This window comes from Pseudomonas juntendi, assembly GCF_009932375.1.
GTDB classification, from domain to species: Bacteria; Pseudomonadota; Gammaproteobacteria; order Pseudomonadales; family Pseudomonadaceae; genus Aquipseudomonas; species Aquipseudomonas juntendi.
The window spans coordinates 18,067-30,778 of the sequence record NZ_BLJG01000160.1; the positions used below are offsets into that span (position 1 = coordinate 18,067).

The window sequence follows — 12,712 nt, forward strand, 5'->3', positions numbered from 1 at the left end:
TATTGTTTGTCATAAATTGACGACGATAGATATCTCACAGATAATCAGAAATCAGAATGTTTGCATGCTAGGGTGAGGCGATGGGGTTGTTCAGTTCAGGGAAGAAGGCCGCGAAGTTGGCGTTTGTCACCATGCCCATGGCGGCGCTGGGGGTGAACCAACTGCGCATGGGCAACCAGCACATCAAGGCACTCTGGCGTTCCAGCTTCAGCCCTGCTTGCCCGGAGTGCGAGCGGGGCGTGCTGCTAAAGGCGGAGGATGACCCGCAAGCGTTCGAGCAGGTACCCAAAGGCAAGATGCGCGTGCTGCACCGTTGGGGCTGCAACAACTGCGACTTCGCTTTGCTCGAAGAGGATGATGTCAAGCAGGTCAAGGCGCATGCTGCGCGCTACCGCAACGAGCGCGTCAAGGCGCAGCTGACCAGCATCGAGCGCGACGAGATCGACCGCATTGCCCGGAGCCATCAGTTGCACTCCAGGGCGTTTTTCATTGCCAGCGTCATTGCCGCTGCCGGGTTCATCTACATGCTGGCCAGCGGTGCGGGCATTCTGATTGCCCTCAACTGGTTGTCGATCGGCTTCGCGCTGTGGATCTTCGGTATGAAGAAGTCCTACCGCAGTTGGCAGGTGTCGAGCGGCCAGCTGTTTGTCGAGGGCGCTTTCTGGTTCTGGTTTCAGCACCAGAAATGGATCATCTGACCATGGCGCATAATCGGTACCGGTGGCTGTTTGCTCTGCTTGTGTGCGGCACTGTGCAGGCAGGGGCAGATGACTTTTACGCCGTGCGCCCGGCCGATATCGCCTGTGTCGTCCAGGCGGCCCAGCGCCAGGGTGTGCCGGCCAACGTGCTGCTGGCCATCTCGAGCAAGGAAAGCGGCAAGAACGGCCAGAGCGTGTCGAACCGCAACGGCACCTTCGACCTCGGCCACTTCCAGATCAATACCACCCACTGGGGCCCGAAAGGCGTGTTCGCTTCGTACCCGGCGATCACCAAGTCTGATGTTGCCTGGCGCGGTTGTTACAACGCCGAACTGGCGGCCTGGCTATTGCGCCAGAAGCTCGACGAGAACAACGGCCAGGACTTCTGGACGCGAGCTGCCAACTATCACTCGCGAACCCGCAAATTCAACGACATCTACAAGAAGGACCTGATCCCGCTGGCGGTCAAATGGGGCAAGTACCTGGAACGGCAGCGCAACGCACGTCTGGTGGTGAGCTACCAGTAAGGTCGGCCGCCACAGGGTGCCGATGCACCCGGGCACCCGTTGCCCCCGGTCGATGAACAAGACAACTTCAGGAGTTTTTACATGAAAGGAATACTCATAGGTGCACGCGCCTTCAAAGTTGGCGGTGTACTGCTGGCAATGGTGGCGCTGGGTGGTTGCGCAAGTTCTGCCAAGCCTACTACCGAGGACACCGAGGCATTCGCCAGCCGGATCATCGCAGACAAGGTGTCGGTGGCGGTCAACTCCCAGCACGCTTACGTTTCGCGGCTGAATGCCGACCGGGCGCGAGTGGCTTCGCGGCAGGCTGCAGTCGACACTGACCAGGTTGATATCGATTTCATCGGCAAACCCCAGGAACTGCTGCAGACATTCGCCAGCCGCTATGGCTATGCCTATGTCGAAAGCGGCAAGCGCGTGGACCTCAAGCCCATCAATGTATGGGTGCGCAAAGCCACGCCGATCAACGTGCTCAAGGACGTGGGGGCACAGATCGACACCGGCGCCGACGTGGTGCTGGACAAGAGCACCAATACGCTGCGCCTGATCTACAAGCCAGTGCCACTGGCGTTGGGGAGGGGCTGAGCATGGCGATGGACATGCCTCCGATGACCCTCGAAGATGCCGAGCGCCTCTATGACAAGCCTGCCTATGTGCAACAGCAGGGCGACTCGGCTGATGCGCGGTCGGCGGTGGAGGCGATGCGTGACGAGAAGAACCAGGCATCGGCTGCGCGCGGTGAGGCCATTCTCGATGCGGCACTGCAGGTCGGGGTGAAAGCTGGCCTGGCGTGGCAGCTGACCAATATCAACAAGGCACTCAAGCTGCGCGAGCGCGAGTTCGATACGGTATACGACTTCAGCAGCCTGATGATTCAGGACCGGGTTGTGCCGCCGGTCATTACCGAGGCACGCAACCTCTACAACCAGAATGGCGACTACACCCTGCGCCTGTCGGGGGCGGCCTACAAGATCGAGTCCCAGGCACGTTTTTCGTCGGTGCCGCCCAGCTGGCGCGAATACTTGAGCTTCCCGCTGCCCAGCTTCGACCGTACCTCACTGGTATCGGCCCTGGTGCCGCGTTCGGACGAGGAGGAGCGAGTGTGGAAGCTGGCTGTGCGCGAGGGCTGGCACCAAGGTGTCGAGCAGGCCAACCTGATGCTGACCTACGGCTTCGACCGTATGAACCGCGATATCGAAGGGATGCGCCGTTTCAGCGAGTTTGCCCGGCATGGCCAGGTCACTATGCCGATAATCTCCGGGGCGGCGATCCCGGTGACCCGTGAAGGGCGGTCGATGGCGGTAGATGAAACCTTGTTGCGTATCACCGCGCTGCCAGAGTTCAACGACAACATGAACGTATGGCGTAGTTCGATCGCGACCTCCACCATTGCCCACCCGTTACCCCGCGCGGCGGTAAACCACACAGGCAGCCCGGCACCATCGCCAGCTGCTGTGCGCCAGCCTGCAGCTGCCAATGCGCCCACCGTACCGGCGGGCAGCCAGGTGCGAGGCCCGGCAGCGGGCGCTGAAGGCGGGCGGCAATGACCCAAGCCGTGCGTGATGACCTGATGATGCTGGAGCCGGGCGCGTTGATCGAGCGCCTGGAGCGCCTGACCAGCTACGAAGACCCGTTCCGTTTTGACCGGGCCGACCAGTTCAAGGCAATGATGCTGGAAACCCTGGCCCATGGTGTGAGCGACATCTTCATCCAGCCGGCATTGCCGGTAGTGGTGAAGAAGTACGGGCGATTGTATGCGGTCACCCGACGTGCGCTGGACGTCGGGGAGGTCAACGAGTTGCTGAAGATGGCGGCCAACCGGGATACCGCCACCACCGATATCGTGTCTGGTACTGCGGTCAACGAGCGCTACGAACTGTTCGACCCGGAGCGCAAGGATGCCCGGGGTGCGCGGCTGCGCTATGCCTATCGCGTCAACGCTTCGCCTATCGCGTGTCATGGTGATACTTCGTGCCAGATAGTCATTCGGGCCATCCCCGATGACCCGCCACGTATCCAGGAGGTGGGCCTGAGCGAGGAAATCGTCAGGATGGCCACACCCCGTGATGGCATCGTCTACGTAGCCGGGGCCACCGGTCATGGCAAGACCACCACTTTTGCCGCCATCAACCGCTTCATTCTGGAAAACGACACGCCGATCAAGGGCAACCTGATCAGCCATGAAGAACCGATCGAGTTCACCTACGACAAGGTGCAGAGCAAGCATTCGATCTTCGTGCAGTCGCAGATCCCCACCCATTTCAAGGACTTTTACCGGGCTAACCGTGAAGCCATGCGACGTGCGCCCGGCCTGTGCGTGATCGGCGAATTGCGTGACCAGGAAACCATTCGCGCAGCGGTCGAGCTATCGCTGACGGGGCACCCCGTGTTCGGTACGGTCCACGCCAAGGATGTTGCGGCAATCATGCGTCGAATGATCTCCCGCTTTCCCGAGCAGGAGCGGGCCACCGCTATCTATGACCTGGTCGACACCAGCCGTTTCATGATGGCGCAGAAGTTGGTGCCCACGCTTGATGGCAAGCGCACCGCAGCGCGTTCGTGGCTGAGGTTTACCGAGCAGGTCCGCGACAACTTGATGGACCTGACCGATATGGGCCGGGTAACCCAGCGGGTTGCAGAATTTGTGCGTGAAGAGGGGCATACCTTTGCTGCCGAGGCGGACCGGCTGCTGGCCGAGGGCCTGATCAGCGAGGCGACGGCCCGCGATTTGCGCCACGGCTGAGCTGTTGGCTACCCGCTAATGCTGACTGCAGAGAGTTTACGGAGAGGTTATGGCAACAGGACGGTACCACTGGAGCAGAAGCGCTCCACCTGCACGTTTTTTCGTGATCAACGCCAGCGCTGCCTTGCCATGGTTGATGTTGCTACTGGTGCCGGCGTTTTGGAAGTTCCTGCTGCCATTGGCGCTGTGCATGACCATTGGCCTGGTTTATATCGAGGTGGTGAAAAAAATGACCGTACGCGCGGTTTTCCGTCGAGTCGGGGTGTTCATGGTGGGTCGTGTGCGTACCACGCACAACCTGCTCAAAGAGCTGACCAGGTAGCGGGCAGCGAAGCCACGACCGGCCAGATCGTCGTGGCAGCCAGAGGAGGCGTTGCATGAAACAGCAGGGAGGTGGGCAGAAAAGCTTTACCTGGGATGACCCCGCCATATTACTGGGGATCATGGCGGTACTTTACCTGGGGGGGTGGGGCGCCTGGTATTTCGCCCATGACAAGATCGCCAAGGTGTATACCTACATCCGCTATGTAGAACTGTGGGTGCCGAGTGTATTGGGTGACTTCGCGGCACTGCCGGGTATCGCCTCAATCAACCATTGGGTTGAGCGCATGTGCGCGCCGGAGGGCATCATCGGCGCCTGCCAGCGAGATTTCTCAAGCGTGGCGTGGGGGGAAATCACCACGTCGTCATTGTTCATGAACGGGTTCTTCCTGCTGCTGTTGGTGCTCCTGGCGGTGCGCATGTTCCTGCAAGTCAACCGGACACACCCCAAGCTCAAGTTCACCAAGACGCACACGATTCAAAGCTTCGTGCAAGAGAACAAAGTGCAGTACCCGCACCTGCGCATGTTCGCCGAGCTCGACCTGATCGCCCAGCCGCTGGACCATCCGATGTTCGGCATGTCGCAGACATCACGGCAGTTTGCCTACCAGCACTTGCTGATCAGTGGTTGGCAAGAGCAGGCTGATCGCAGCTGGGCGCCAACCCTGGATCGCGAGAAAGCCACAGAGGTGATGCGTCGCCAGTTAGGCCAGCACTGGACCCGGGTCAGCAACCTCACACCCGCTGAAACCCTGCTGGTAGCCATCGCCTTGCCGCGGGTAGTCGCCACCGATACGGCGCTGGATGACGCTGCCTTCAAGGCGGCGATGGCCGACAGTGAGTACATGGTTGCCTGGTGCTGGGACCAGTTCCAGGCACCTACCGGTAAAACGGCACAAGGTGCTGACCCATACGCTTGGCTGAAGCCCGACATACCGCTAGAGGTGCCCCGGGCGATCATCCAGAAGTACATCAAGCACCCGAACGCCAGCGCAATCCTGCATGCGCATGCCTTTGTCCGCACTATCGTCTTTGCCATGTTCTTCCAGGCGCGCCGCCTGGGGGTGCTGCCACCGGCAGAAATGCGCTGGCTGCGGTTCTATGACCGAGACATGTGGTATGCGCTGCAGACGATAGGGCGCCAGGCTGGTTTTCCGGAAGCCCCGGGGATCCTTTCGCATTTCCTGTATGAGTGCAAAGCGGGTATATCGCTGGCAGAGCCGCAGCTTGACAAGGCGGTCAACGGTCTTGAACTGGCCATGGCCAGTTACAAGTACTCCGAGGCGGACAAGAAGCGCTACGAGCAAATGCAGCACGATAGGCATGCCTCAGAGCAGGCCGCCGCCATTGCGCAACATGCGGTCTGAAGTGTTGCCCTAGAAGCTTGGATAGCAGCCAAAGGCAATCTTTATAGATGGCCTTTTTTCGTTTTTTTGGTGTGTTTTTTTGCTTTTTTGTTAGAATGCAGTCGTATTGGATTATTAATAGGGACATTGAGTCATGAAAGGTGTGATCGCAAGACCTGTCGCTATGCTGGCGGCACTTGCGGCGGGGGTTTCTGTCGCCCACGCCGCGCCAGCCCAACCGGCGGACTTGTCTGCCTTCATCACCGCGCAAGGCACCACACAGGTAAACCCTGCCCAGCAAGAACTCGATGACCTGACCGCACAGCGGGTATCGCGCTATGGGCAGATTGTCAGCGCTCGGCCAGTCGGCCTAGGCGGGCTCACAGCCTGGACCGTGGAAAAGAATGGCCATCAGGTCGTGTTGTTCAGTACCCCTGATTCTGCAGTGCTGTTTACCGGGGTGGCCTGGAATGCGGAAACGGGCAGTAATATTTCCGACGCCTTCCTGCCCGGCGCGGCCCAGGCCGCTGCAGCGCTGCCCCCCGCAGCTGCAGCAGCTGCGCCAAGTGTAGCGCCGCAGATGTCCCCGGTCGAAAAGCCTGATGTGCGCGAAGCCGCCGCCATGGACGGCAGTTTCAAAGGCGCGATCCCGGAGTCGATGAAAACGGTGGACGCTCTGGCAGGGATCAAGGAAGGCGAGGGTGGTATCGGCGATACCGTCTACATCATCATCGACCCACGCTGCCCTTACTGCCGCCAGGCATACAACCTGACAAGGGCATACGCGGCCAAGGGCCATTCGATCAAATGGATTCCATCTGCGGCGTTGGGTAACCCGGCGGATGGCGTTCCGCTGGCTGCCACGTTGCTGCAGGCCAAGGACCCCAAGGTCCTGGCGCGGGTGTTGGGGCAGCATGAGCAGGTGCGATCAGAGCCTTCACCGGAAACCGTCGAGCAACTGAGCACCAACCTGGCGTTCCTTTTCGCTGCCTTCGAGCACAACGGCAAGGAGCAGGCGGGCGTACCGGCGGCATTCTTCATCGATCACCGTACAGGGAAGCCAAGGATGATGACCGGCCTTTCGCAAGCGGTCGTGCTTGAAGACATCTTTGGAAAACTTTAAGGAGCAAAGTACATGAAAGCCAAAGCGCCAAATTTCGAGTTCGACCCTGGTATCCGCATCTTCGGTTCGGGCGAGCACCTTTTGGTGGTGTTTGACAGCCAAAGCCCTCACGACGCCTGCCGTGCAACACGCACTGTGCGTATCCCCAAGGCGTTTCGGCAGCTGTCTTTGGTTGTAGCCGGCTTCGACGCAGCACAAGACATTGACCATCAGCGGGTGCTCGAGGGGAACGTCAGCCTGATGATCGAGGGTGATGCCGGGGTACAGGCGATGCATGAGCTGGCGGCCCTGCGACTGGTGTTGCATGCCGAGGCAGACCGCAAGGGCGCGCTCACTCATGTCGAGCCGGCGCTGGTGGCCTACAAGGTGCGTCAGGCGGTTTCCGAGTGTCTCAACGAGGCCTTGAGCGACTACTACCAGCGTGAGGAAGCGCGTGCAGCGGGTGTGGCTGCTGAGGTCGCCCGCCCTGTTCCCTTGGCTGCTGCGCAGTACCAGGTGGCCGCGGCGCAGCCTTCGCGAAAGGCGCTGCGCGAGCAGGCCGCTGGTGAGGCCGAGCGCCAGGCCAGGTCGCGCCGGCGCAAGACTGCAATGGCTTGGTTGGTACCGCCTCTGGCGGTCGTTGCAGTCATGGCGACAATGTCTCATCTTGCTTCCTCTCAGTCGCCGATTGAAAATGCTGTCGCGCAGCAGATGGCGAACGATCCGGAGTCGATCAAGGCGCAGGTAGAGTTGACCAAGCAGACCCTCCAATCCATGGGGCTGGACCCAGGTCAGGGCGGTGACATTGGGTGCCTTGCGCCGCAATGATTGCCATTGTCAGCTGCTTCAGGGATGGAGTAAGCCGTTCGCTTGTTTGCAGGCGGGTAGAATGTCGGGGAGCTTCCCCGCGTCACCCGGCTGCTGCACTGCGGTGCCGAAGGAGGATCTTTTCCAGGATTGGAGAATAAGAGCGGGTCGGGCCCACGAAGCCTGGCGCTGCTGTTCTGCCTGAGCGGGGTGTTCATGCCTCTGCCGGCACTTTAAGACTATTTTGGATCGGACATCTTAGGTACGTATATGCGACCAGCGAATGAAGTTAAAGACGGGGCCAAGTTGTTGTCCCTAGCCCAAGGCCTGAGGTCGCTGCTGGTCCCTTCGCCAGACGTATTGGCCGATACCGTCAAGGAGTTGCACCCGTTGGTCAACCTGTCTGACAAGGTGCTGCCGCTGAAGTCGTATTTCAACATGGTCCAGGATATCCAGCGGGCCAAGCATACCCAGGCTGCCATGCGTGCCGCCGATGAGCCCCTGAGCCGTGAGGCGGTTCAGCAGGGTGTATCGCGCAAGTTGTGCACTGAAGACATCTTCATGGTTGCCTGTTCCTTCCTTGAGGTGGAGATCGCCAAGCAAGGCTCGGTGTATTACCTGAGCGGCGAGTCACCTGACTTCAAGGAAACGAAGAAGAACCGTAACCCTCTCGACTTGTCCGATGAGGTTGTATTGAAAAACCTCTCCAGCGGCCTGGCGCGTCCGGACACCGATCGTGGGGCGGTGGAACGGGGGCAGATCGACAGTGGTTTCAACCACCTGGTGCGGCTCAACCAGTTGCATAACCTGATGGTGGAGTCGGTGCGGTTGATGAAGGCAGACGAGCGGCTGACCAAGGTCGATATCCGCAAGAAGTTCAACATCTCGCACACCGACTACGAGCGCATGATGTCGATGGCGCGCCGTTCCGGGCTGATATCGTTCCGCAACCGGAAGAAAGACCCGTCCAACTCCTACACGCTGCGCAATGACAACCATGAGCGCGTGTCGGAACACGCCAAGAACTTTGGCCACACGCCGCAGAAGATGCTGAACAAAATTCTGGACGACTTCTTCGGCATGCTGGAAAAACGCAAAAAGCACGAGGACTGATTCACATGGAGCAAGGCCATAGGGACGTTGGGCCGGCAATAAGTGCACAAGAGCGAGCCCGTGTCGCGCGAGCCGCCAGGCAGCTGGTGGGGTATGCCAATTTTCTGCGCTGGACGGCGAACTTCAAGCGGGACGAAGTGTTGCGCCATCCCGAACATGACCGCGTAATGCTGCTGTCGCCCATGCAAAGTGGGCGTTTCAGTTTCGCCCTGGAGGGCGAAACCCTGTACCTGGGGGTCCAGCCGTTCGAGGCCGCCTGGGTTTCGAACATGCCCTTCGAGGCGGCCTATGTATCCGACCGATTGTATTTGTCGGTCAATGGCGTGAACTTCATGGATTCCCGCATGCCGGCCTTGGCGCTCGGCATTTTCGTCGACGATGCCGGCAAGCGTGCGCGCATGGCTGCTGCGCGTTTCGTGCAGTGCGTGCAGGTGGCAGTGCGGGATGGCTATGTGGTCGAAGTGGGTGAGCTGTGTGGCGAGCCTGTCGAGATGCGCCAGGGCGACGTGGTGCGTCAGTTGCGCGAAACCCGGCAGGCCAAGGTTCAGCAGCAAGATATGGGGCGCTTCTTCTGAAGTGCTCAAGCAGACTTTCCAAAGTAAGGATACGTGCATGACCAAGTGTAAACGCATGCTGCCCGTGCTCGCTGCCGTGGCAATGGCAGGCTGTGTCACTACCGAGCAAATGCCCGATGGGACTACCAAGGTTCGTTTCTCGGACGAAGCGGTCAGCTCGCTGACTTCGATGATGCCCAGTAGCCTCGTCAATGGTATGGCCGGTGGTGCAGGCAGCGGCACGCTGGACCTGATACCGACCAAAAGCTTGTCCGGGGGCGGGCTGTACCTGTATTTCAACGGCCGCTATGACTTCGCCTGTGCGAGCGCCTTGCTCTACAGCGCCAAGTCCGGGCAAGACTTGAATAAAGATACCAACGAGGTATGTCGCGACAGGTATTTCCAGCGCCAAGCGAAGCTGAAGCGTGCAGGTCTCCCTTATGACCGGGCGGCGCCTAGCTATGATGCACACAACCCGCCAGATGCTTACTGGGCGCAACTGAAAGGGCAGATCCTTGGTCAGTTGGCGAATACGCAGCAGTTCGCTGCGCGCTTCACCTCGATTCCAAGTTTCGACAAAAATGACAATCTCACCATGGTGCCGGGCTTCATGGGGGACGGAAGTGGGCGCCATGTGGCGCTGGTGACCGTCCCTGCACGAATTCCGGTTGTGATGGAGGATCCCGGTTTCGAGGCAAGGATGCGTTCGGAAGCGAGCAGGCTCAATACCCGGGCGGGTCAATGGACGACCTGTGATACCGTGCTTGCCTATGACTCGACAAGGGACAGGGGGCGGCGCCCGGCAACTGTTTTAGCGAGTGAGTACTTGCAATATGAGGTACGGTTCAAGGTTGCATCGATATCATGCCGTGATGGGATGCATTCCAATAAAACCGTTTCGCAGTAGGCTGCCGCGCGCTGGCCTGCATTGTTGAATATGTTGGCATCTGCGGCGCTCACGGCGCCGCATTCCAGGTATCGTCTGCCGCGGCCATGGTTTCGTCGATGCCGGAGGTGTGCAGTTCTGCGGCGTTCAGCCAATTCTGATTCAGGTTTGCCTGCTGCGCTGCATGGTCGTTAGCAAATTCCCGCTGCACAATTGCCTCTTCGATCCCGCTGACAAGCGCCGGCGAGGCCATACCATATTCGCCAAGCAACGCTCTGGAAACTTCTGGCGGGAGCTGGTTGACGGCGCTACGTAGCTGATGGCCGTAATCGGTCAGTACGGGCTGCTTGGCAATGACGATTTCCGCCGTTTGTGACGGGAAAACGGAGGCGGTGAAGCTCTGGAATTCCTGCGCATTGGGCATGCTGGCGTCCTTAGGGGTTGTGCCCGTCAAGGTCTTCGCTGCGCGACAGCGAGGGGTTGGTGTAACGGGCGAATGTCTTCTCGAGTTCTGCGGCAAGGTAGGCTTGTTCGCTGTGGTGCAGCAGTTGCTTCATGTGGTTGCCGTCCGAGGCTACGGCAAGCAGTTGATCGCGCATGTTGGCCAGTAACCCCTCCCGGTCCGCTCGGGAGCCTGGGGCCTGGTCGATTGCTTCGAGGGCGTTGGTCAGCGATTGGCGCAGGCTGTCTTCCGCCTCAGGCTTGGCGCCTGTGGCTGCTGCTTCGAAAGCCACGCTGCTGATTATTGCGCGATGGATGGCCCGCAATGCAGTGGCCTCGGCTGAACGGCTTTTCATGACTCGGTCGGAACTCAGGGTATGGGGCGGGGTGTTGCGCAGCCATGCCGACTCCCGTTCGCCCAGGGTGTCGATTGTCTGGCGAATTTTTTGGCCGTCAGGGCCTTCACGTAGCGCGGCTTGCGCCACGTTTTCCAAGCTGATTGCCGGGTTGCCAGAAGCCGCAATGGCTCTGTCTCGCATAGACCCGGCCCCGATCACGAATCGGCTGGCATCGCGTATTGATAGCTGCATCTATGTCCGTCGTTTTGTCCCAAGGCTTGAGCGTGCTCGAATCAGTCGGTATTGCGCGGCACCTGCGTGGCTGTGCGGTGGGCCGTGCGGGCTCCGCCCCAACTGATGCGGATCTCGATAGCATTTCCACTGGCCTGCTGTGGCTAAACCCTTGTAAATCCTAGGGCTTCACAGGCTTGAATGACCTTAGCATTTTTACCTTCATATTTCTTGTAGGTGCATGGATAAATCGTTTTTTCTGGCCCCTTGAAGTATGCCCCTAGCGCCTGTCGAGGTAAGTGTGCGGCAGCCAGGAGTGCCCCCGTATTTGCTGGGCCTGCCAAGCGAAAACGCCCAACACAACCGGGCTGCCGCCATGGTTCCTGTGGTGGGGCTTGACCATTGCGTTCAACAGCTGAAACTGGCTGAAAACCCGCCAGAAAACCCCATTTGACACGTATTTGACGCCCGAAAACCGGCAGGATCACCCATCGAAAAAAGGTATCGCAAGAAGGACGGTCTCAGGCAGCCGCTTTGATCGCTAAAATGTGAAGATTATCACGCTTCGCCCTTAATCACACCGGTGATCTAGGCATAAAACGCTGGTTTTTACACGGTCTTACACTTTCAGTTTTTGCCTGTAGCCATCTATTTCTTCATCTGCTGAGCAACCTATTTTAGGTTTTTGTTAGTTTTCTTACATAACAAAATTTTGATAAAGGAGTGATTTGTGGTTTAAGATTGCCTCGCTTTCGATAGGTGTACGGGTCACCACGCTGGTGGCTCCATGGTTTTGCCACGAAAGTAGGGCTGTGCAGGCAACGCTGGCTGAGCTGTCAGGCAGCTCGCCTCAAGGACGACGGAGCATTCCAAGGGGAATTCGTCGCGAACGATTCAGATCAACCGTCCGCAACTCGATTCAGGTAGGTATCACAAATGGCTCAAATGCCGTTTTCTCCATGCAGCGACCCAACCGCTTGCACTGACCAGTCCGTCGTAATGCTTGGCAGAATCTTCGGGCCGGTCATCGACTCGCTGGTCAAAGGCACCGACCCCAACACAGTGGAAGCAAGCGCGAACATCCTTGCCACCATGTTCGGCTTCTTCAACAGCGGCATCCTGATCATCGGCTCGCTGATCGTCTCGTACGTGGCAGTGATGGGGGTCACCAATACAGCAAATGACGGCGAGGCCATGGGCAAGAGCTGGTCGTCATTGTGGACGCCGGTGCGGATTGTGGCAGGTGGTGCGGTGTTGCTGCCGACTGCCAGCGGCTTCTCGTTCATTCAGCTGATCGTGCTGATGTTCTCCTTGTGGGGGATTGGTTTTGCCAACGGCACCTACAAGGCAGGCATGGCCATTGGAGTACTGTCGGCAGACGGTGTGGTTCAGGGCGTGAACCAGGCGGGTAACTTCTACGGGCTGCGTGATTTTGCACGGCAGTACATTGCCGTTTCCTACTGTGCCAAAGCTGCGAATGCCATCTATTCGGGAGCTGCCCCGGGGCAGGTGCCGCAAGTGATGCCCAAGAGCGAAGTGGACGGCAGGCAGGCTGCTGACAAGCGAGTAAATGTAGATGGCCGGCTCGAGTCCCCGCCGCGTCAGGAT

The 12,712-nt window shown here is 59.1% G+C and carries 15 protein-coding genes; 13 read left to right on the top strand and 2 right to left on the bottom strand.

Features of this window, described 5'->3' with window-relative positions:
* The first annotated feature begins 116 nt into the window (after positions 1–116).
* The 12 genes from GYA94_RS19605 to GYA94_RS19660 all read left to right on the top strand — a co-directional run bounded on the left by GYA94_RS19605 (position 117) and on the right by GYA94_RS19660 (position 10,115).
* On the top strand, positions 117–698 hold the full coding sequence (locus GYA94_RS19605; protein ID WP_174824193.1) for a hypothetical protein: 582 nt from the start codon (positions 117–119) through the stop codon (positions 696–698).
* Positions 699–700: 2 nt separating this feature from the next.
* A complete protein-coding gene (locus GYA94_RS19610; RefSeq protein WP_110676577.1) occupies positions 701–1,225 on the top strand; it encodes a transglycosylase SLT domain-containing protein in 525 nt (174 codons plus the stop codon).
* Between the two features lie 81 nt (positions 1,226–1,306).
* On the top strand, positions 1,307–1,807 hold the full coding sequence (locus tag GYA94_RS19615) for a DotD/TraH family lipoprotein (protein WP_232108647.1): 501 nt from the start codon (positions 1,307–1,309) through the stop codon (positions 1,805–1,807).
* A 14-nt stretch (positions 1,808–1,821) separates the two neighbouring features.
* Positions 1,822–2,769 carry a type IV secretory system conjugative DNA transfer family protein gene (locus GYA94_RS19620; protein ID WP_255326959.1) on the top strand — a complete coding sequence of 316 codons (948 nt, stop codon included), beginning with the start codon at positions 1,822–1,824 and terminating at the stop codon, positions 2,767–2,769.
* Entirely contained in the window at positions 2,766–3,965 is a 1,200-nt protein-coding gene (locus GYA94_RS19625) for an ATPase, T2SS/T4P/T4SS family (protein ID WP_110676576.1), read from the top strand. The genes GYA94_RS19620 and GYA94_RS19625 overlap by 4 nt, the downstream gene beginning before the upstream one ends.
* A gap of 103 nt (positions 3,966–4,068) precedes the next feature.
* Complete coding sequence (locus GYA94_RS19630; RefSeq protein WP_110676575.1) at positions 4,069–4,287, top strand: hypothetical protein; 219 nt, start codon at positions 4,069–4,071, stop codon at positions 4,285–4,287.
* 55 nt (positions 4,288–4,342) lie between these two features.
* Positions 4,343–5,653, top strand: coding sequence for a secretion/conjugation apparatus DotM-related subunit (locus GYA94_RS19635; protein ID WP_161892920.1), 1,311 nt, complete (start codon positions 4,343–4,345; stop codon positions 5,651–5,653).
* 163 nt (positions 5,654–5,816) lie between these two features.
* A complete protein-coding gene (locus GYA94_RS19640; RefSeq protein ID WP_255326960.1) occupies positions 5,817–6,755 on the top strand; it encodes a hypothetical protein in 939 nt (312 codons plus the stop codon).
* A 12-nt stretch (positions 6,756–6,767) separates the two neighbouring features.
* Positions 6,768–7,562, top strand: a complete 795-nt coding sequence (locus GYA94_RS19645; protein ID WP_161892922.1) for a hypothetical protein — start codon at positions 6,768–6,770, stop codon at positions 7,560–7,562.
* 288 nt (positions 7,563–7,850) lie between these two features.
* Complete coding sequence (locus GYA94_RS19650; protein WP_232108456.1) at positions 7,851–8,654, top strand: hypothetical protein; 804 nt, start codon at positions 7,851–7,853, stop codon at positions 8,652–8,654.
* 137 nt (positions 8,655–8,791) lie between these two features.
* Positions 8,792–9,229 carry a hypothetical protein gene (locus GYA94_RS19655; protein ID WP_255326963.1) on the top strand — a complete coding sequence of 146 codons (438 nt, stop codon included), beginning with the start codon at positions 8,792–8,794 and terminating at the stop codon, positions 9,227–9,229.
* Positions 9,230–9,266: 37 nt separating this feature from the next.
* Positions 9,267–10,115: a hypothetical protein gene (locus tag GYA94_RS19660; RefSeq protein ID WP_161892923.1), complete on the top strand. Its 849-nt coding sequence runs from the start codon at positions 9,267–9,269 to the stop codon at positions 10,113–10,115.
* A 49-nt stretch (positions 10,116–10,164) separates the two neighbouring features.
* On the opposite strand, the gene GYA94_RS19665 is transcribed toward GYA94_RS19660, so the two are convergent.
* Together GYA94_RS19665 and GYA94_RS19670 are read right to left on the bottom strand one after the other, a co-directional pair.
* The gene (locus tag GYA94_RS19665) at positions 10,165–10,518 is read right to left on the bottom strand and encodes a hypothetical protein (RefSeq protein WP_161892924.1); all 354 of its coding nucleotides are present in this window, start codon (positions 10,516–10,518) and stop codon (positions 10,165–10,167) included.
* Between the two features lie 10 nt (positions 10,519–10,528).
* Positions 10,529–11,074 carry a hypothetical protein gene (locus GYA94_RS19670; protein WP_255326961.1) on the bottom strand — a complete coding sequence of 182 codons (546 nt, stop codon included), beginning with the start codon at positions 11,072–11,074 and terminating at the stop codon, positions 10,529–10,531.
* 966 nt (positions 11,075–12,040) lie between these two features.
* On the opposite strand from GYA94_RS19670, the gene GYA94_RS19675 reads away from it, so the two are divergent.
* Positions 12,041–12,712, top strand: a 672-nt coding sequence (locus GYA94_RS19675; protein ID WP_255326962.1) for a DotA/TraY family protein, incomplete at its 3' end; no start/stop codon positions are given.